Source organism: Nakamurella deserti (genome assembly GCF_003260015.1).
GTDB classification, from domain to species: domain Bacteria; phylum Actinomycetota; class Actinomycetes; order Mycobacteriales; family Nakamurellaceae; genus Nakamurella; species Nakamurella deserti.
Genome location: NZ_QCXS01000002.1, coordinates 1,270,331 through 1,290,354 on the forward strand (window position 1 = coordinate 1,270,331; position 20,024 = coordinate 1,290,354).

The window sequence follows — 20,024 nt, forward strand, 5'->3', positions numbered from 1 at the left end:
GCCTGTCCGGCCTGCGCCGCTCTGTCCTGCCTGCCCGGCCCCGGCCGGCGTCGCCCGGCCGTCCGGCCTGCGCCGCCCTGTCCTGCCTGCCCGGCCCTGTGCTGACCCGGCCCGGCCCTGTCCTGACCCGGCCCGGCCCGGCCACCGTCGGTCGTCGCGTCGGCGGCCGACCCGGGGAACACCGCCGGGCCGACACGCGTTCGGCCAGAGGGCCGGTAGAGCGCGGGCCGCTGGGAGTGAGTGATGCCTGCGAAGCGACGTCTGGTCTTCTCCACCGTGCTGGTCGCGGTGCTGGCGCTGCTGCACGGCGTGCCGTGGTTGGTGCTCGTGCTGGCGCCGGGATGGCCCACCGCGGTCACCGTGACCGGCACCGTGCTCGCCGTGGGTGCGGCGGTGGGGTTCCCGGTGGCGATGTGGCAGGGCCACGGCGCGCGGCACCGGGACCGGGCCGCGGTCGCCGGTGACGTCTGGCTCGGCGTGGTCTGGCAGTTGTTCGCGTGGACGCTGGTCGCGGGCGCCGCGGAGCTGGTCGCCGTCGTCGCCGGGGCGGACCGGACGGTCATCCGCGGCATCGCCGTCGTCGCGCTCATCTGGATCGCCGGCCTGCTGCTGTGGGGTCACCGCCAGGCGATGCGGGTGCCGCCGGTCCGCTGGGTCGACGTGCGGCTGCCGCGGCTGGGCGCCGACCTCGACGGGTTCCGCGTGGCGATGATCACCGACACCCACTTCGGTCCCCTCGACCGGAGCCGGTGGTCGGCCGCGGTCGCCGACGTCGTCAACGGTCTGGACGCCGACCTCGTCGCCCACGCCGGTGACATGGCGGACGGCAGCGTGGAGCAGCGACGCGGACAGGCCGCGCCGCTGGCCCGGATGACCGCCCGCGAGGGCCGGGTCTACATCACCGGCAATCACGAGTACATGAGCGGCGCCGCCGCATGGACCGCGCACCTGGAGGACCTCGGCTGGACGGTGCTGCGCAACCGGCACCTGTTGATCCGACGTGGTGCGGCGACGCTGGCGGTCGCCGGTGTGGACGACCGCACGGCGGCGGGTTCGGGGGTGGCGGGGCACGGCACGGATCTGGCCCGGGCCCTGCACGGGGTCGATCCCGACCATCCGGTGCTGCTGCTGTCGCACCAGCCCAGGCAGGTGTCACTCGCCCGGGCCGCCGGGGTCGACCTCCAGTTGTCCGGGCACACCCACGGCGGCCAGATGTGGCCGTTCCACCTGCTCGTCCGGGCGGAGCAGGGTGTGCTGCAGGGGCTGTCACGCCACGGCGACCGCACCCAGCTCTACACCAGCCGCGGGTCCGGGTTCTGGGGTCCGCCGTTCCGGATCTTCGCCCCGAACGAGATCACGCTGCTCACCCTGCGGGCCGGCTGACCACCGGAACCGGCCGGTAACGGCCCGGCGGCGTCAGCCCTCGAACGGCGCTTCGTCCGGGCCGCGGACACCCTCGGGTGTCGCACCCCCGGCCGCCGGTGCGTCACCGGGCACGCCCGGCAACGCCGGCTGCTCGTCGACGGGCGGCGGCGCGACGTCATCGGTCGGCGGCGCGAGCAGCAGATCCAGCTCGGCACCGGCGATCCGCCGGAAGGTCCGCCCGGTGCGGCGCCGGTCCAGCACCGCCACCTCCAGCTGCGCGCCGGTCAGGGTGCGCGGCGCACTGTCACCGACGGTGCCCAGCGCGGTCGCGGCCGACCGCAGGGCCACCCCGAGCGACCAGCCGGCGGTGAACGACTCGCGCATCGACGCGACCACGGGCTCGGTGGTGCCACCCATCACCAGGAACGTCGTCTCGTCGGAGATCGAACCGTCGTAGGAGATCTGGTACAGCTGGTCGACGCCGCCGTTCTCGGCCACCTCGCCGACGCAGATGCCGACCTCGAACGGCTTCTGGTGCTCGGAGAAGATCGAGCCGAGCGTCTGGGCGTAGGCGTTGGCCAGCCACCGCCCCGTGACGTCCCGGCGGTCGTAGGAGTACCCGCGCACGTCGGCGAGCCGGATACCGGCCGTCCGGAGGTTCTCGAACTCGTTGTAGCGCCCCACCGCGGCGAACCCGAGGCGGTCGTAGATCTCGCTGACCTTGTGCAGGCTCGGCGAGTGGTTCTCGGCGACGAACAGCACACCGTCGGCGAAGGTGGTGGCGATGACGCTCCGGCCCCGGGCGATGCCCTTGCGGGCGTACTCGGAGCGGTCGCGCATGAACTGCTCGGGCGACGCGTAGATCGGCATGGACATTCAGCGGCCCCCCAGGGTCGTTCTCACGGTCGGCACGCGGGACTCAGCCACCCGGCCGTTGCAGTCGGCCGGCGACGACCGCCTCGGACACCCGGCCCACCTCGGCGGCCGGCAGCTTCACGGCACCCACGGCGGTCATCACCACGACGCTCGGGTAGATCCGACGGGCGAGATCGGGCCCGCCGGTGGCGGAATCGTCGTCGGCGGCGTCGTAGAGCGCCTCGACGGCGGCGCGGACGGCGCCGGCCTCGTCGGCCTGGGGATCGTGCCGCTTCTTCAGGGCCGAACGCGCGAACACCGACCCGGACCCGACGGCGTGGTAGTCGTTCTCCTCGTAGCGGCCGCCCGCCACGTCGTAGGAGTAGATCCGGCCGGGCCGCAGGGACTCGTCGTTCTGCGCCAGCCGGGCCGCGGCCCGGTCGGTGTCGTACCCGGCGAAGAGCGGGACCACGGCGAGCCCCTGCATCGCCGCACCGAGGTTGCCGCGGATCATGGCGGCCAGCCGGTTCGACTTGCCGTCCAGCGACAGCCGGACACCCTCGATCTTCTCGTAGTGCTCGAGCTCCAACTGGAACAACCGGACCATCTCGACCGCGAGGCCCGCGGTGCCGGCGATGCCGACCGCGGAGAACGAGTCGGTGACGAAGACCTTCTCGATGTCGCGCTGGGCGATCATCGGCCCCATGGTCGCCCGGCGGTCACCGGCCATCACGACCCCGTCGGCGAAGGTCAGCGCGACGATCGTGGTGCCGTGCGGGAGTTCGGGGACCACCCCGGGCGAGCCGGCCGCGCCGCGCCCCGGCAGCAGCTGCGGCTCCGCCTCGGCGATGAAATCGGTGAACGACCCGGTACCCGGGGGTGAGGTAGCGGGCCGGGACGGCGGACACCGGCCAGGGTGCGGTCACACCACACCCCCGGGCGGTGCCGCGGTCGGGACGACGGGTCGACCGACGATCACTGGCCGCCCTTCTGCACGTACGCGCGCACGAAGTCCTCGGCGTTGGTCTCCAGGACGTCGTCGATCTCGTCGAGGATGTCGGTGGTGTCGGACGCGAGCTTGTCGCGGCGCTCCTGACCGGCAGCCGAGGAGGCGGCGTCGTCGGCGTCGTCGGAGCCGCCGCCGCCCTGCCTGGTGGTCTGTTCCTGTGCCATGTGCTGACCTTTCCGCGGGATGAGTCAAACAGTACCCAGCGGCACCGACAGCGCCGGTGACCGACCGCACCGGCCGGGTCCGTCAGCGGTCGGCGCCACCGGCGGTCAGCGCCGGGTGAGCGCCTCGACGAGCTGGACGGCGTCCTCGGCCTCGTCGAGCAACGGCCCGACGTGGGCCTTCGTCCCCCGGGTGGGCTCGAGGGTGGGGATCCGCACCAGCGACTCCCGGCCGACGTCGAAGATCACCGAGTCCCACGACGCGGCCGCCAGCCGGTCGGCGTACTGCGAGACGCAGCGCCCCCGGAAGTAGGCGCGGGTGTCCTCCGGCGGGTCGGTGACCGCGGCGAGCACCTCGTTCTCGGTGACGATGCGCTCCATGGAGCCGCGCGACACCAACCGGTTGTACAGGCCCTTGTCCAGCCGGACGTCGGAGTACTGCAGGTCGACCATGGCCAGTCGCGGCGCCGCCCAGCCGAGCCCGTCCCGCTCCCGGAAGCCCTCCAGCAGACGGAGTTTCGCCGGCCAGTCGAGTTCGCCGGCCAACTGCATGGGGTCGACGGCGAGCCGGTCGAGCACGTCCAGCCAGCGCCGCAGCACGTCGGCGGTCTGCTCGTCGACGTCGTCGCCGTAGGTCGCCTCGACGTAGGCGGCCGCCGACTCGGCGTAGGCGCGCTGCACGTCCAGACCGGTGAACTGGCGGCCGTCGGCCAACGGCACCAACGCCGTCAGGCCCGGGTCGTGGGAGATCTGGTGGACCGCCGTGACCGGGGAGGCGAGCTCGACGGGCGGCATCGGCCAGCCCGATTCGATCATGCTCAGGACGAGCGCCGAGGTGCCCACCTTCAGGTACGTGGCGACCTCGGACAGATTGGCGTCGCCGATGATCACGTGCAGTCGGCGGTACTTGTCGGCGTCGGCGTGCGGCTCGTCGCGGGTGTTGATGATGCCCCGCTTGAGGGTGGTCTCCAGCCCCACCTCGACCTCGATGTAGTCACTGCGCTGGGCCAGCTGGTAGCCGTCCCGCTCCCCCTGCGGCCCGATGCCGACCCGGCCGGAGCCGGCGAAGACCTGGCGGGAGGCGAAGAACGGCAACAACCCGCTGACGATGGCCGGGAACGGGGTGTCGCGCGAGCAGAGGTAGTTCTCGTGGGTGCCGTAGGAGGCGCCCTTGCCGTCGACGTTGTTCTTGTACATGTGGATCGGCTTCGCCCCGGGCACCGCGCCGGCCAGCCGCGCCGCGGTCTCCATCACCCGCTCGCCGGCCTTGTCGAAGATCACCGCGTCGCGCGGGTTGGTGACCTCGGGCGCGGAGAACTCCGGGTGCGCGTGGTCCACGTACAGCCGCGCACCGTTGCTGAGGATGACGTTCGCCGCGCCGATGTCGTCCGGGTCCGGCGAGGCGCTGCCGAACAGTCCGGCGAGGTCATAGCCGCGGGCGTCCCGTGACGGGGACTCCACCTCGTAGTCCCACCGCGGGCGGCGGGCGCGCGGGGCCGCCACGGACGCGGCGTAGGCGAGCACGACGTGGGTCGAGGAGATCACCGGGTTGACCGAGGGCTCGGTCGGGATGGAGATCCCGTACTCGACCTCGGTGCCCATGATGCGTCGGACGGTCATGCGTCAAACCTATCCGGCGCTCGGCGCGCGACGACCGTCGCGGACCGGACGGCCGCCGGACCGCTTCCCGACGGTGGCCCGCGCCCGGCCCTGGCGGGGTGACGATGGGAGGCGCCACCGACGGGGCGGCGGCCAGGGGGGGACGGCGATGAGACGGGCACTGCGGATCGGGGCGACGCTGTGGGCGGTGCAGCCACTGCTGATCGTCGTGGAGCTGGGGGTCGCGCTGGCGGCGGCGTCCGCGGCGGTGCCGCTGTCCACACTGCTCGTCGACCGGTCGATCAGCGACCTCGGGGCCGACCGGCAGAACTGGGTGGTGCTGGGCGGACCGGAGCCGGTCCAGTCACCGGCCTGGGTCACCATGGACGCCGCGTTCGTGGTCTTCGGGCTGCTGATGGCGGCCGGGGCGGTCATGCTCCGGTCCCGGCTGCCCCGCGGCCTGCCGGCCACCGTGGTGACCGCGCTGTGGGTCGTCGTCGGGCTCAGCGCGGCCGGTGCGGGTCTGGTGCCGCTGCACGTCGACCAGCAGGCCCACGTCGCACTGTCGGCCCCGGCGCTGCTGCTGCAACCGGTCGCGACGGTGCTGCTGGCGACGGTGCTGCCAGGCCGGTGGCGGTGGGCCACCATGGTCGTCGGCGTGCTGTCCGTCGTCGGTGCCGTCGGCTACCTGGGCCGCACGTCGACGGCGGTCGGGTCGGGCGCCTTCGAACGGTTGGCGCTCTGGCCGGCGTATCTGTGGCTGCCGGTGGTCGCGCTGGTGCTGGTCGCGGGAACGCGACAGCCCGGCCCGCGGGAGGCGGACCGGGCTGTGCGCTGACGCGCGGCTAGAGGTACTGGCCGGTGTTGGCTGCGGTGTCGATGGACCGCGAACCCTCGGAGTTCTTACCCGAGACCAGGGTGCGGATGTAGACGATCCGCTCCCCCTTCTTGCCCGAGATCCGCGCCCAGTCGTCCGGGTTCGTGGTGTTGGGCAGGTCCTCGTTCTCGGCGAACTCGTCGACGATGGCGTCCATCAGCTGCGACACCCGCAGACCGCTGGTGCCGTACTCGATCTTGCTCTTGATCGCCGCCTTCTTGGCCCGGTCGACGATGTTCTGGATCATCGCTCCGGAGTTGAAGTCCTTGAAGTACAGGACCTCCTTGTCGCCGTTGGCGTAGGTCACCTCGAGGAAGCGGTTCTCCTCGGTCTCGGTGTACATCCGCTCGACGGTCGTCTGGATCATCGCCTGGATGGTGCCCTGACGGTCGCCGCCGAACTCGGCGAGATCCTCGGCGTTGATGGGCAGCTCGGCCGTGAGGTACTTGGAGAAGATGTCCCGGGCGGACTCGGCGTCCGGCCGTTCGATCTTGATCTTCACGTCGAGCCGGCCGGGCCGCAGGATGGCCGGGTCGATCATGTCCTCACGGTTGGAGGCGCCGATGACGATGACGTTCTCCAGGCCCTCGACGCCGTCGATCTCGCTGAGCAGCTGCGGGACGATCGTCGTCTCAACGTCGCTAGACACGCCCGACCCGCGGGTCCGGAAGATCGAGTCCATCTCGTCGAAGAAGACGATGACCGGGGTGCCGTCGGACGCCTTCTCGCGGGCCCGCTGGAAGATCAGCCGGATGGTCCGCTCGGTCTCGCCGACGTACTTGTTGAGCAGCTCCGGTCCCTTGATGTTGAGGAAGTAGCTGGTCATGTGCTCGAGCCCCCGCGCCGCGGCGATCTTCTTGGCCAGCGAGTTCGCGACCGCCTTGGCGATCAGCGTCTTGCCGCAGCCGGGCGGGCCGTAGAGCAGCACACCCTTCGGCGGCCGCAGCTGGTACTCGCGGAACAGCTCCTTGTGTAGGAACGGCAGCTCCACCGCGTCGCGGATCTGCTCGATCTGCCGTTGCAGCCCGCCGATGTCGCTGTAGTCGACGTCCGGCACCTCCTCGAGGACGAGGTCCTCGACCTCGGCCTTGGGCACCTTCTCGTAGGCGTAGCCCGCCTTGGAGTCCACCAGCAGCGAGTCTCCGGGCTTGAGCGACTGCTCCAGCAGCGGCGCCGCGAGCCGGACGACCCGCTCCTCGTCGGCGTGCCCGACCACCAGCGCCCGATCGCCGCCGAGCACCTCGCGCAGACTGCTGACCTCGCCGACCAGCTCGAAGGAGCCACCCTCGACCACGGTCAGCGCCTCGTTGAGCCGCAGCTGCTGACCGGGGGTCAGCTCGGCGACGGTCACCGACGGAGATGCGGCGAGCCGCATCCGGCGGCCGGACGTGTAGACCTCGACCGTGCCCTCGGGACCGGCCTCGATGAAGACGCCGTAGCCGCTGGGCGGCTGGGCGAGCCGGTCGACCTCCTCCTTCAACTGCAGGAGCTGGCTGCGCGCGTCGCGCAGGGTCGTCACGAGCTTCTCGTTGCGCTCGGACAGGGCCTCGACCTGGGCCTGGGCCTCGGTGAGACGCCGTTCGAGCGGACGGGTGTCGGCTCCGGAGCCCGCCAACCGGCGGCGGGCCACGGTGAGTTCCTCGTTGAGTGCGCGGATGTGTGCGCGCAACTCGTCGGTGTTTGCCTGGGTGGCGTCCGAACGTCCCCCAGTTGGTCCCATATCGGGCATCGGGGCCCCCTTCACCTGGCGGCACGGATCACTGGCCGCCTGTTCACCCTACCGAACTGTCCCGCGGGCCCGGCGGGGACGCGTGCGGCGTGTGCACGTCCGATGTACGCGCGGTGGCCGTCAGGCCCCGGTCGGGGCGTCCGGCACCTCGACCGCCACCGCTGCGGTCGCCGTCGCCGTCGCCGTCGCAGTCGCCGCCGCCGCGGCCGCCCGGCTGGTCGGGTGGTCGGTGCCGGTGGCCGTGGTGCGGCGCTGCGGCTTCGGCGCCACCACCCCCGGGGCCAGCCGCCGGGCGGTCAGCAGGAACGCGGTGTGGCCGATCATCCGGTGCTCCGGACGCACCGCGGCGCCGACCAGATGCCAGCCCCGCTGCATGGTCTCCCAGCCGTACGGCTCGGTGTAGCCGGTGTCCTCCCGGATCTCCTCGGCCATCCGGGACAGCTGGGTGGTGCTGGAGACGTAGACCGTGAGGACGCCGCCGGGCACCAGGTTGGCGGCCACCATCGGCAGCATCTCCCACGGTTCGGCCATGTCCAGCACGATCCGGTCGACCTCACCGACATGGGCGGCCGCGTCACCGATGCGGAGCGACCAGTTCACCGGTCGCTCCCGGAAGAAGGTCTCGACGTTGCGCTCGGCGTGCACCGCGTGGTCCTCGCGGACCTCGTAGGAGATGACCTCCCCACCCGGCCCGACGGCCCGCAGCAGCGAACACGTCAGCGCACCAGAGCCGGCGCCGGCCTCCAGCACCCGGGCGCCCGGGAAGATGTCGCCCCAGGCGACGATCTGCGCGGAGTCCTTCGGGTAGATGACCGCCGCGCCGCGCGGCATCGACAGCACGTAGTCGGTCAGCAGCGGCCGCAGCGCCAGGTAGCTGGTGCCCGCGGCCGAGGCGATGACGCTGCCTTCGGGCCGACCGATCAGGTCGTCGTGCAGCAGGGCGCCGCGGTGCGTGTGGTAGGTGGCACCCGCCTCGAGAACGACCGTGTACTTGCGGCCCTTCGGATCGGTCAACTGCACCCGGTCACCGGCTGTGAACGCCGCCATGTCACTGTCCTCTTGCTCTGCTGTCTGCGCTGGGAGCGGGTCACCGCGGGGTCGCGCCCGGGAGATCCTCGCGTCGCAGTACACCCTGTGGTTGGCCGTCTTGACCAATCAGCAGGAAGTACAGGGCCGGTACCCGGCGGAGCTGGTCCTGGATCTCGGCGCTGTCGTCACTGAACAGCACGACGGTGTCGGGCCCCACCCGTTGACCGGCTCTGGCCGCCGGCGCCGCGGGGGTACGGGCCGCCAGCGACCGCGCGGCCGGCGGGTCGAGCACCGCCTCCACCACCCCGTCCGCCCCCAGCAGCAACACCTCGCGGTCGGCCGCGGCGGTCAGCGCGAACTCCACCGGCGTCTCGGCCGGCAGCCGGACCACCGGACGGGCCACGCTCAGCGGATCGAAGTCCGCGGGCCAGCCGGGCGGCTCACGGTCGGTCTGCTCGTCGCGGGCGCCGACGGCGATGTACAACGCCATCGCGAGGGCGATCGCCCCCTGCACGATGGCCGACCGTGAGCCGTCCACCAGCCGGTACACGCCCCACCCGGCCAGCAGGACGCCGATGACGTAGCCACCGACCGCGGCGGTGACGGTGCCGGTCCGGCGGTTGCCCGATCGCTGCCAGATGCCCGCCCGCAGCACCCGGCCACCGTCCAACGGCAACGCCGGCAGCAGGTTGAACACGGTGATGATGCCGTTGGCGACGGCCATCTCGATGGCGATGAGCCAGAGCACCGACGACGGCTGCAGCGTGGCGGTCACGGCGGCGAAGACGCCGGTGAGCAGGGCCGACACCACCGGTCCGGCGCCGGCGACGAGTGCCTCCTCGCGCGCGGTCCGTGGGATCCGGTCGATCTCGGACACCCCGCCGAGCAGGAACAGCTGCACCCGGGTGACTCCTACCCCGAAGCGCTGGGCCATCACGCAGTGACCGAGCTCGTGCAGCAGCACGCTGACGCCCAGCAGGGCCGCGAGCAGCACCGCGACCGCGTAGGCGCCGGGATCGGACAGGGTGGGCACGAGGCTCTCCACCACCGGCCCGGCCATCACCGCGATGACGGCGACGGACACGAACCAGGACGGCGTCACGCTGATCGGGACGCCCAGCAGACGGCCGGCCGGGAGGCCGCGCGTCCAGCGGGCGTACGCCGCGCCGGTCCCGGTCATCGGGCGAGCGTAGCGGCCGGCGTCACGGGCCCGGGAACGGTGCGCGAGCGGGACACGGGCTCAGAGGGTGGACGCACGGCCGGCAGGGCGACCGGAATCGTGTCCCGCGGTGGGCTCCCGCGGTGCCGGGACGTGACCGGACCCGACGCGGGCGACCCGGCGCATCTGCTTGTCGGCGTTGACCGCGGCGTCACCGACCCGGAACGCCTGCGCGATGGTCGGCTGCTGCGGGCACGACGCACCGGCCACCGCCACCGAGAACGGGCCACCGGCGACCTCGCCGCGGGCGAGCACCGCCTGCCGCAGGACGTGGACCAGCTCGTCCACCGGAGGGGCGTCCCGGTCGACCAGACGCAGCAACGCGAACTCGTCGCCGCCGGTGCGGCACACGGTCGTCCGGGGCGGGGCGGTGGCCGCCGCGACCTCGGCCATCGCCCGGATCAGGGCGTCGCCGGCCTCGTGCCCGCGACTGTCGTTGGCCTCCTTGAGGCCGTCGATGTCGGCGACCACGACGTCGGCCCGCAGGGTGCCGTCGGTGAGCGCGGCCTCGGCGGCCTCGACGGCCTCCGACCAGGCCCGGCGGTTGCCGAGGCCGGTGAGCGGGTCGAGCCGCGCCTCCTCCCGGGCGTCGGAGATCTCCCGGTCGAGCCGGACGGTGCTGTGGGCCAGTTCGCGGCGGTCCCCCGCGAGCAGCGCGACCAGACCGATCGGTACGGCCACCAGGACCAGGGTCATCGGCAGGCCCAGGCCGGTCGCCACCGCACAGAACCCGATGACCGCCAGCGCCGCGTCGATGGCGAAGGTCCACGCCATCGGGCGCAGGATCGGTGTCACGCCGTCGCCCAGTGCCGCGGCGCGCAACGCACCGGACCCCAGGTCGAAGACGAACTGGGCGGCCAGTGCCAGCAGGAGGACCCGCCAGCGCGCCGGATCCGGCTCGGTCACCCCGGTCAGCGACAGGACCAGCACGGGGCCGACGCAGTGCCAGCCGTTGAGCGCGCGGATCGCCAGCGTGCGCACGATCTCCCGCGGCGCCCGGCCGAGGTGCGGGTCGCCGAGCAGCTGGGCGAGCAGCACCGCCAGCGGTACCAGCCCCAGCGGCAGCAGGAAGAGCATGCCGATGAGGGCCGGCTCGGTCGGCACCGTGCTGTGTACGGCCGTGCTCCGACGCCTCACGTGTTGGAAAACCGTGCGGAACGCGACGGCATAGAGCCCGATCAGGACGACCAGGGCGATGACGTCCTGAATCGTCAGGTCGCGAACGCCCATCGCGGTGACGAGCGCCACCATCACGAACCCACCGCCGAGCAGCACGCGGCTCATCGCTTCCAGACGCTGTCGCCTCCGGGTCGACGGTCCCGTCGCTTGAACTACGGCCTGCGCATGTCGATCAGACCGGCTCACGGACCGGCGCCTGTCAGCCGGATCGCCACGGGTCCAGCGCCACGTCGTCCAGCCGCCAGGTGCCCCAGCCGACCGGCTCGAAACGGAGGGTGAGGTACTGGACGCCGGACGCCCCGCGGACATCGGGCACCGTGAGGGGCGCAGACGCCGCCCAGGACGCGCCACCGTCCACCCGGTGCGTCACGGTCGCCGTAGTGCCGTCCACGTTCTGCGCCGTCACCGTCACCTTGAGCCAGGACGAGGACGGGCCGGTCAGCCGCTGGGTGAAGAACCGCAGCTCGGCGGCGAAGTGGTCGGTGGTGCGCAGGGTGCCGGACGCCCCGGGCAGCAGGGAGACGGAGCGGCGATCGGTGGGGTTCCACACCCGCCAGGGCTCGTTGCCCCAGCTGATGAAGGCGCCACCGCTGAACTGCCAGTGGGCGGCGGACTCGGCGTCGCCACCCACGAGGAGCGTGTACAGCCGCTCGTCGCCCCAGGGCGCGAAGACGGAGTTCCAATTGACCAGGTCCATCGCCGGGAACAGGTTGAGATCGAGCGTCACCGGCCCCACGGCCACGTCGAGCGCGCCCGGGATCGTCGCGGTCACCGTCGGTGGCGGCGGTACGGGCACGGGGGTCTCGTCGGCACCGGCCGGGACCGCACCCGCCAACTGCACCGCCACCGCGAGGGCGACGGCAGCGCCGACCCACCGCACACGTCGCCCACCATCAGTCACCACGAGTACCCGCACACCCCTCTCCCTGCTGCAAATTGTACCCAGCGCTGTCGCGGAAGCACAGAACGTTGCACCCGGCTGGGCTCCGTGCTCCGAACGGTGGAATGGCGCGACGCTGGGTGCACGCCGCCACCGCAGGATGCTCGGGCGTGGGGTGGGGCGGGTCAGCCGTTCGGTGCAGTGGCTCCAGAACCGGGGCAGGGGCGGCGGCCCTGTCCGGGAGGGCGGACGACGGGTGACGGGGTCGAACGGCCGTCGCCGGCCGCGTCCGCCTGGCGGGGCACGTAGCCCGGTCATGGCCAACGGGGGTCGGACAGGCACTCGTCGGCGGAGTCCGCCGGGCCAGGCCCGCCGCCCGGTCATGGAGTACGGGGGTGGGACAGACACCCGCCGGCCGGGCCCGCCGCCCGGTCGTGGGAGACGGACGGCGGGCCGGGGGCGGGAGCGCAGGACAGCCGACGCGGGTCGGGCTCGGCCGTCGGCCTGCTGCCGCGGCGAGACCGGGAGGGGACGGAGCGGCGCCGGGAGGGTTCAGAGCCGGCAGGACCGGATGTCGGACGCCAGGATCGCCTTGGCCCCGAGCTCGACGAGGGCGTCCATCACAGGGTTGGCGTCGTGGCGGGGCACCATGGCGCGGACCGCGGCCCAGTCGGGATCGGCCAGCGGGGCGACGGTCGGCGACTCGAGCCCGGGGGTGATCTCGACGGCCCGCTCGAGCAGCGCCCGCGGGCAGTCGTAGTCGAGCATCAGGTACTGCTGGGCGAGGACGACGCCCCGCAGCCGGTTGACGACCTGCCGAGCGGCGGGCGAGAGCTCGCGCTGCGACTGGCCGATGACGACCGCCTCGGAGCTGCAGATCGTGTCGCCGAAAGCGACCAGCCCGTGTTGGCGCAGGGTGCGACCCGACCCGACGACGTCGGCGATCGCGTCGGCCACACCGAGCTGGATGGAGATCTCGACGGCTCCGTCCAGGCGGATCACGTCGGCGGTCACGCCGCGGGCGGCGAGGTCGGCGCGGACGAGGTTCGGGTACGCGGTCGCCACCCGGATGCCCTCGAGGTCCTGGACGGTCCAGTCCCGGCCGCCCGGGGCGGCGTACCGGAACGTCGAGTGGCCGAAGCCGAGACCGAGCTCCTCGTTCACCGTCGACTGGGACTCGGCGGCGAGGTCACGACCGGTGAGACCGAGGTCGAGCTCACCCGAGCCGACGTAGATCGCGATGTCCTTGGGGCGGAGGAAGAAGAACTCGACGTCGTTGGCCACGTCGATGACGGTCAGGTCGCGGGCGTCGGTGCGCTGGCGGTACCCGGCCTCGCGCAGCATCGCGGAGGCGGGTTCGCTCAGGGTGCCCTTGTTGGGCACGGCGAGGCGGAGCATGGGTGGTCCTTTCGTCGGGCGCCCGGTCACGTCGACGGACGGCGGCCGGGCAGGGAGGTCAACGGGTCACGGGGTCGGCCGGCAGGCTCGCGCCCCGGTGTGGCCGGGCGGCGGATCGGCGTCGCGTCGTCGACGGCGGTCCGCCGCAATGACACGGGCAACGAGAGCCGCACCGCCGCTACAGATGTCGGTACACCTGCTCCAAGGTGATCCCACGGCCGACCATGATGACCTGGGCCCGGTAGATGAGCTGAGAGATCTCCAGGGCGAGCGCGTCGTCGCCCTCGTGCTCGGCGGCCAGCCACACCTCGCCGGCCTCCTCGATCAGCTTCTTGCCCTGGGCGTGGACACCGGCGTCGAGCGCGGCGACGGTTCCGGACCCGTCCGGTCGGGTGGCCGCCCGGTCCAGCAGCTCGGCGAACAGGGAGTCGAAGGTCTTCACAGGGGCCGATTCTCCCAGACTCCGAACGCGGTTCCGTCCGCGCGGCGCAGGGGTCGTGCGCGTCCGACTCCGCACGGTCGGTGCTGGCCGGTCTCGGCGCCGGGTACCCCTCCCCGGAACCTGGACGGGCAGCCTGCGGGCCGGTCAGTCCCGCCCACACCGCCGAGCCGCGCGAGCACCGGGTCGACCGACCGACCGCGGCAGCCACCGACGTCGCGCGGGGCCGGCTCGGCTCCAGCCGGTGGGCCAGCGCGGACCAGCCCCAAGACAGACGGCCCGGACTGGCCGGACCGTTCGCGCGACGACCGCCATCTTGGCGCCGAGCGCCGGCTCGGCCGCGACCGACGGCTCGCCCATCCGGCACGCACCACCACACGGGCGACGCCGACCCGGGCCGTGGCGCCGCTCACCACTCAGGTGAGACGGGCAGCCTTCGACCGCGCCCGGCCGGCCGCCTTGGCCGCCGTGGCGACCTCGGGCGTGCGGGTGGGTTTGATGACCGTCTTGCGGGTGGTCCCGCTCGGCTCGCGGCCGCGCAGCACCGGTCGCAGGAACGTCCCGGTGTGGGAGCCCACCGTGGCGGCGATGGTCTCGGGTGTGCCCTCGGCCATCACCCGTCCACCACCGGAACCACCTTCCGGACCCATGTCGATGATCCAGTCGGCGGTCTTGATGACGTCGAGGTTGTGCTCGATCACGATGACGGTGTTGCCCTTGTCGACCAGACCGTTGATCACCCCGAGCAGCTTCTCGACGTCGGCGAAGTGCAGACCGGTGGTCGGCTCGTCCAGCACGTAGACGGTCCGGCCGGTGGAGCGCTTCTGCAGCTCGGACGCCAGCTTCACGCGCTGCGCCTCACCGCCGGACAGCGTGGTCGCCGGCTGGCCCAGCCGCACGTAGCCCAGGCCCACCTCGACGAGCGTCTTGAGGTGACGGTGGATAGGCCCGATCGCCTCGAAGAACGTCGCCGCCTCCTCGATCGTCATGTTGAGGACCTCGGCGATGTTCTTGCCCTTGTAGTGCACCTCGAGCGTCTCGCGGTTGAAGCGGGCGCCCTTGCAGACCTCGCACGGCACGTAGATGTCCGGCAGGAAGTTCATCTCGATCTTCAGCGTGCCGTCGCCCGCACACGCCTCGCAGCGGCCGCCCTTGACGTTGAACGAGAACCGACCCTGCTGGTACCCGCGGACCTTGGCCTCCGTCGTGGAGGTGAAGAGCTTGCGTACGTGGTCGAAGACGCCGGTGTAGGTCGCCGGATTGGACCGCGGCGTGCGGCCGATCGGCGACTGGTCGACGCCGACGACCTTGTCGACCTGCTCGACCCCGGTGACCCGGATGTGCCTGCCGGGGATGAGCTGCGCCCGGTTGATCCGGTTGGCCAGCACTGCGTGCAGGATGTCGTTGACCAGCGTCGACTTGCCGGACCCGGACACGCCGGTGACGGCGAGGAGGGTGCCCAACGGGAACTTGACCGTCAGGTTCCGGAGGTTGTTCTCCTTGGCGCCGACGACCGTGAGCATCCGGTCCTTGTCGATGGGGCGACGGGTGAGCGGCACCGGGATCTCGCGCCGGCCCGAGATGTAGGCGCCGGTGAGGGACTCCTCGGAGGCCTCGAGCTCGGCGACCGACCCGCTGACCACGACGTTGCCGCCGTGCTCTCCCGCGCCCGGCCCGATGTCGACGACCCAGTCGGCGATCCGGATGGTGTCCTCGTCGTGCTCGACGACGATGAGGGTGTTGCCGAGGTCGCGGAGCCGGGTCAGCGTCTGGATCAACCGGTGGTTGTCGCGTTGGTGGAGGCCGATGGACGGCTCGTCCAGCACGTAGAGGACACCGACGAGACCGGACCCGATCTGGGTGGCGAGCCGGATGCGCTGGGCCTCGCCGCCGGACAGCGTCGCCGCCGGCCGCGACAGCGACAGGTACTCCAACCCGACGTCGAGCAGGAAGCCCAGCCGCGCCGCGACCTCCTTGAGCACCGGCTCGGCGATCATCCGGTCGCGCTCGGACAGCACCAGGTTCGGGAAGAACTTCTCCGCCTCGCCGATGGACATCGACGAGATCGTGGCCAGGTTGACCTCACTGACCACCCCGTCGTCGCCGGTGACCTGGACCGTGACGGCGAGAATCTCGGGACGCAGCCGGCTGCCCCTACACGCCGGGCAGGGCACCTCCCGCATGTACCCCTCGTACTTCTCGCGGGAGTAGTCGGACTCGGTCTGCGCCGCCCGCCGCTCGAGGAACGGGATGACGCCCTCGTACTCGGCGTAGTACGAACGCTGCCGGCCGTAACGGTTCTTGTAGCTGACGTGGACCTGGTCCTTGGATCCCTTGAGGATCGCGGTGCGCGCCTTCTCCGGCAGGCGGTGCCAGGGGACGTCGACCGAGAAGCCCATGGCCGAGCCGAGGCCCTCCAGCAGTCGACCGAAGTACTCGCTGGTCTGGCCGCCGGCCCACGGGTGCACGGCCCCCTGCCGCAGGGTGAGCTCGGTGTCGGGGACGACCAGCTCCGGGTCGACCTCCTTGCGGGTGCCGAGGCCGGAGCACTCCGGGCAGGCGCCGAACGGCGAGTTGAACGAGAACGACCGCGGCTCCAGCTCGTCCAGGGCCAGCGGGTGGTCGTTCGGACAGGCCATCTTCTCGGAGTAGCGCCGGAAGCGGGCCTTGGGGTCGTCCTCCGGTTCGTCCACGAACTCGAGCACCACGATGCCCTCGGCCAGCCGCAGTGCGGTCTCCACCGAGTCGGTGATGCGCTGCCGGGACGTCATCTTGGCGGTCAGCCGGTCGATGACGACGTCGATCGAGTGCTTCTCCTGCTTCTTCAGCGCGGGCACGTCGGCGATGAGGCTGACGGTGCCGTCCACCCGCACTCGTGAGTAGCCCTGGCTCGTCAGCGACGACAGCAGGTCGACGAATTCGCCCTTGCGCTCACGGACGACCGGCGCGAGCACCTGGAAGCGGGTGCTGTCGGGCATCTCGAGGACGCGGTCGACGATGGCCTGCGGGGTCTGCTTGGTGACGAACTCGCCGCAGATCGGGCAGTGCGGACGGCCGATCCGGGCGAACAGCAGCCGGAGGTAGTCGGAGATCTCGGTGATGGTGCCGACCGTGGACCGCGGGTTGCGCGAGGTCGACTTCTGGTCGATGGACACCGCCGGCGACAGACCTTCGATGAAGTCGACGTCGGGCTTGTCCATCTGCCCGAGGAACTGCCGCGCGTAGGACGACAACGACTCGACGTAGCGCCGCTGCCCCTCGGCGAAGATGGTGTCGAAGGCGAGGGAGGACTTCCCGGATCCCGACAGACCGGTGAAGACGATGAGCGCGTCACGGGGCAGATCGAGGTCCACGTTGCGCAGATTGTGTTCGCGGGCTCCGCGGACGACCAGACGTTCCATCACGGGATCCCATGCTAGGCGGAGGTACCGACAGTGACCTTCTTCCTGCCCCGCCGGACCCTCCCGCAGGCCGTTCTGTGAGCGATCGAACACCTGTTCCGACCGGTGGGGCGACGAACCGGTCGCTCCCGGTTGCGGTCACCGGATGACCGGCAGCAGGGACGTGCCGCCCCGGCCGGTCAACACCTCGAGCAACCCGACCGGATCGGCCACCGCGGCGACGACCTGGAGGCTCCGGCGCACGGCCGCCGCCGGTGCCGCGGGTCCACCCACCGCCGCGATCAGGTCGAGCAGGTGCACGGTCTGCTCCATCACCGCCACCTCCAGCAGAGCGGCCACCGTGACGGAGCCGAGCACCGGATGCCCCACCACCCGGTCCGGCGGCACGGCCCGCAACCGAGCGGCGAAGGACGGTTCGGTGACCCCCCGGAACCGGTCGACGAGGTCGGCGGTGGACAGCGCGGCCGCCGTCCGGACCGCCGCGTCGGCCACGGCCGGCGCGGCGGCGGAGGCGAGGCCGTCGGCGCGGTTGTAGGCGCGCAGGATGCCCGCCCCGTCGGTGACGGCCGCCCGACCGTCGGTGACGGCCGCCCGACCGTCGACGCCGGCGGACAGGAAGCCGAGCAGTTCGTCGGGAACCGGAGCGACGTGGGCGTACAGCTCGCGGACGGTCCACCCCGCCAGCCGTGTCGGCGTCGACCACTGCGCCGCGGTCAGGGTGGCGCCCCGTTCGGCCCAGGTCGTCCAGAGTCCGTGGACCAGATCGCCGTCGGACCGGTCTGATTCCGTGTCGTCGAAGACGTCGTCCATGACCGTCCAGCGTAGGTCGGAGGGGCACTGTCGGCACGGCTGTCTAAGGTGGGCGCCATGTCGGAATACAGCGGTCACGTCGATCCCGGCGGGGCGCCCGTCACCCGCTCGCTGGAGCACCTGAGCATCACCAAACTGTCGGTCGGCCCGATGGACAACAACGCCTATCTGCTCGTCTGCGCGGCGACCGGTGATGCCCTGCTCATCGACGCGGCCGCCGAGCCCGAGCGGCTCACCGAGGCGCTGGACCTCGCCCGTCGACGGCTGCGCACCATCGTCACGACGCATCAGCACCAGGATCACTGGCAGGCACTGGAGGCCGTCACCGGCCAGGGCGGCGCCACTCTCGTCGCGCACCGCGACGACGCGGAGGCGCTGCCGGTCCCGACGGACGTGTTCCCGGAACAGGGCACCGCGTACGCCGTGGGCGAGTGCCCGATCGAGTTCATCCACCTGCGCGGGCACACGCCCGGTTCACTGGCGGTGCTCTACCGCGACCCGGCAGGCAGCCCGCACCTGTTCACCGGTGACTCGCTCTTCCCCGGCGGCCCCGGCAGGACCGGCTCCCCCGCGGCCTTCGCGTCCCTGATGGACGACCTCTCCCAGCGCATCTTCGACGTCCTCCCGGACGACACGTGGGTGTACCCGGGTCACGGCGACGACACCACCCTCGGCGCGGAACGCCCGCACCTGGCGGAATGGCGCGAGCGGGGCTGGTGACCGGCCGGTCCACCGGTCCACGGCAGAGCCTCCGCGCATTCCGGCACGACACCTTCTCCTCGCTCGCCAACGCGAACTTCCGGCGCTACTTCGCCGGCCAGTCCGTGTCGCTGGTCGGCACCTGGATGCAGACGGTCGCCCAGGGCTGGCTGGTGCTGCAGCTGACGGGCTCGGGCACCGCCGTCGGCGTGCTGGTCGCCCTGCAGACCCTCCCCGTGCTGCTGCTGGGCCCGTACGCCGGGGTGGTCGCCGACCGTCTCGACAAGCGCCGCCTGATGATCCGCCTGCAGTCGGCGATGGGTGTGCTCGCCGCGGCACTGGGCCTGCTCACCGTCACCGGCGTGGTCCAGCTCTGGCACGTCTACGTCCTCGCGGTGCTCCTCGGCCTCAACAACGCCTTCGAGAACCCGGCGCGGCAGACCTTCATCCTGGAGATGGTGGGGCCCACCGAGCTGCGGAACGCGGTGAGTCTGAACTCCGTCCTGGTCAACGTCGCCCGTGCGGTCGGCCCGGCGGTGGCCGGCCTCATCATCGGCTGGGGCGGACTGGGGATGTGCTTTCTGCTCAACGCGGTCAGCTTCGCCGCGGTCGTCTGGTCGCTGACCGCCCTGGACCTGGCCGCCCTGACCACGCCGGACCCGGTGCCACGGGCGAAAGGGCAGCTGCGGGAGGGGCTCGCCTACGTCCGGCACGAACCGGACCTGCTTGTGCCGCTGCTGATGATGGCGCTGGTCGGATGCCTCGCCTACGAGTTCCAGGTGGTGCTGCCCATCGTCGCGGCCGACACCTTCGGCGGCGACGCCCGCACCTACGGCTTCATGACCGCCGCGATGGGGGTCGGGGCGGTCGTCGGCGGGCTGTGGGTCGCCGCGCGTGGACGTACCGGTACCCGCGCGATGATCCGGACGTCGGTCGCCTTCGGCGTCGTCATCGCCGGTGCGGCCCTCGCGCCCAGCCTGCCGCTGGAATACCTGGCCCTGGCGCTCGTCGGCGGGGTGAGCATCGGGTTCCTGTCGAAGGGCAACAGCACCCTGCAGCTGTCCGCCGCACCGCACATGCGCGGCCGGGTGATGGCGCTGTGGAGCGTCGCGTTCCTCGGCTCCACGCCGATCGGCGGTCCCATCGCCGGTGCGGTCAGTGAGTACTACGGCGGGCGGGTCGGCCTGCTGATGGGCGCGGTGGCGTGCCTGCTCGCCGCCGCTCTCGGCGTGCTGGTGCTGCGCCGGAGCCGTCGCGGCACCGCCGCGGCCTGAGTCCCGGGCGATCCCCGACGGGTCACGGGGTTGCGCCGGCAGCGAACCGTCCGGCGCCGCCCCGTCACCGACGGTCGGGGTCCCGTTCACTCTCTGGCACT

17 protein-coding genes are annotated in these 20,024 nt (G+C 72.1%); 4 read left to right on the forward strand and 13 right to left on the reverse strand.

Annotated elements, in window-relative coordinates; translation table 11 throughout:
• Positions 1-243 precede the first annotated feature (243 nt).
• Positions 244-1,383, forward strand: coding sequence for a metallophosphoesterase (locus tag DB033_RS05905; protein WP_111765863.1), 1,140 nt, complete (start codon positions 244-246; stop codon positions 1,381-1,383).
• A gap of 33 nt (positions 1,384-1,416) precedes the next feature.
• Here the strand turns inward: DB033_RS05905 and prcA are convergent, their stop codons facing one another.
• The 4 genes from prcA to dop form a co-directional block, all read right to left on the reverse strand.
• On the reverse strand, positions 1,417-2,241 hold the full coding sequence (gene prcA / locus DB033_RS05910; RefSeq protein WP_111765864.1) for a proteasome subunit alpha: 825 nt from the start codon (positions 2,239-2,241) through the stop codon (positions 1,417-1,419).
• Between the two features lie 43 nt (positions 2,242-2,284).
• A complete protein-coding gene (gene prcB / locus DB033_RS05915) occupies positions 2,285-3,013 on the reverse strand; it encodes a proteasome subunit beta (RefSeq protein ID WP_240615765.1) in 729 nt (242 codons plus the stop codon).
• Positions 3,014-3,195: 182 nt separating this feature from the next.
• A complete protein-coding gene (locus DB033_RS05920; protein ID WP_111765866.1) occupies positions 3,196-3,393 on the reverse strand; it encodes a ubiquitin-like protein Pup in 198 nt (65 codons plus the stop codon).
• A gap of 105 nt (positions 3,394-3,498) precedes the next feature.
• The gene (gene dop / locus DB033_RS05925; protein WP_111765867.1) at positions 3,499-5,010 is read right to left on the reverse strand and encodes a depupylase/deamidase Dop; all 1,512 of its coding nucleotides are present in this window, start codon (positions 5,008-5,010) and stop codon (positions 3,499-3,501) included.
• A gap of 148 nt (positions 5,011-5,158) precedes the next feature.
• Here dop and DB033_RS05930 point away from each other — a divergent pair, with 148 nt between their 5' ends.
• Positions 5,159-5,827 carry a DUF998 domain-containing protein gene (locus DB033_RS05930; RefSeq protein ID WP_157970528.1) on the forward strand — a complete coding sequence of 223 codons (669 nt, stop codon included), beginning with the start codon at positions 5,159-5,161 and terminating at the stop codon, positions 5,825-5,827.
• Positions 5,828-5,834: 7 nt separating this feature from the next.
• Here the strand turns inward: DB033_RS05930 and arc are convergent, their stop codons facing one another.
• The 9 genes from arc to DB033_RS05975 form a co-directional block, all read right to left on the reverse strand.
• On the reverse strand, positions 5,835-7,595 hold the full coding sequence (gene arc, locus DB033_RS05935) for a proteasome ATPase (protein WP_111765868.1): 1,761 nt from the start codon (positions 7,593-7,595) through the stop codon (positions 5,835-5,837).
• Between the two features lie 120 nt (positions 7,596-7,715).
• Complete coding sequence (locus DB033_RS05940) at positions 7,716-8,642, reverse strand: tRNA (adenine-N1)-methyltransferase (RefSeq protein WP_111765869.1); 927 nt, start codon at positions 8,640-8,642, stop codon at positions 7,716-7,718.
• A 40-nt stretch (positions 8,643-8,682) separates the two neighbouring features.
• Positions 8,683-9,804, reverse strand: coding sequence for a site-2 protease family protein (locus DB033_RS05945; RefSeq protein WP_111765870.1), 1,122 nt, complete (start codon positions 9,802-9,804; stop codon positions 8,683-8,685).
• Between the two features lie 60 nt (positions 9,805-9,864).
• Entirely contained in the window at positions 9,865-11,127 is a 1,263-nt protein-coding gene (locus DB033_RS05950) for a GGDEF domain-containing protein (RefSeq protein ID WP_111765871.1), read from the reverse strand.
• Between the two features lie 94 nt (positions 11,128-11,221).
• Complete coding sequence (locus tag DB033_RS05955) at positions 11,222-11,902, reverse strand: hypothetical protein (protein ID WP_111765872.1); 681 nt, start codon at positions 11,900-11,902, stop codon at positions 11,222-11,224.
• A gap of 552 nt (positions 11,903-12,454) precedes the next feature.
• Entirely contained in the window at positions 12,455-13,300 is an 846-nt protein-coding gene (gene hisG / locus DB033_RS05960) for an ATP phosphoribosyltransferase (RefSeq protein WP_111765873.1), read from the reverse strand.
• A 178-nt stretch (positions 13,301-13,478) separates the two neighbouring features.
• A complete protein-coding gene (locus DB033_RS05965) occupies positions 13,479-13,742 on the reverse strand; it encodes a phosphoribosyl-ATP diphosphatase (RefSeq protein ID WP_111765874.1) in 264 nt (87 codons plus the stop codon).
• Between the two features lie 413 nt (positions 13,743-14,155).
• Positions 14,156-17,143 (reverse strand): excinuclease ABC subunit UvrA, encoded by a 2,988-nt coding sequence (uvrA, locus tag DB033_RS05970; protein WP_111765875.1) that lies wholly within the window; start codon positions 17,141-17,143, stop codon positions 14,156-14,158.
• A 135-nt stretch (positions 17,144-17,278) separates the two neighbouring features.
• A complete protein-coding gene (locus DB033_RS05975) occupies positions 17,279-17,950 on the reverse strand; it encodes a maleylpyruvate isomerase N-terminal domain-containing protein (protein WP_111765876.1) in 672 nt (223 codons plus the stop codon).
• Between the two features lie 48 nt (positions 17,951-17,998).
• Between DB033_RS05975 and DB033_RS05980 the strand changes: the two genes are divergently transcribed.
• Positions 17,999-18,670 (forward strand): MBL fold metallo-hydrolase, encoded by a 672-nt coding sequence (locus DB033_RS05980; protein ID WP_420814023.1) that lies wholly within the window; start codon positions 17,999-18,001, stop codon positions 18,668-18,670.
• The gene (locus DB033_RS05985) at positions 18,649-19,923 is read left to right on the forward strand and encodes an MFS transporter (protein WP_111765878.1); all 1,275 of its coding nucleotides are present in this window, start codon (positions 18,649-18,651) and stop codon (positions 19,921-19,923) included. Before DB033_RS05980 ends, DB033_RS05985 begins: the two co-directional genes overlap by 22 nt.
• Positions 19,924-20,024 lie beyond the last annotated feature (101 nt).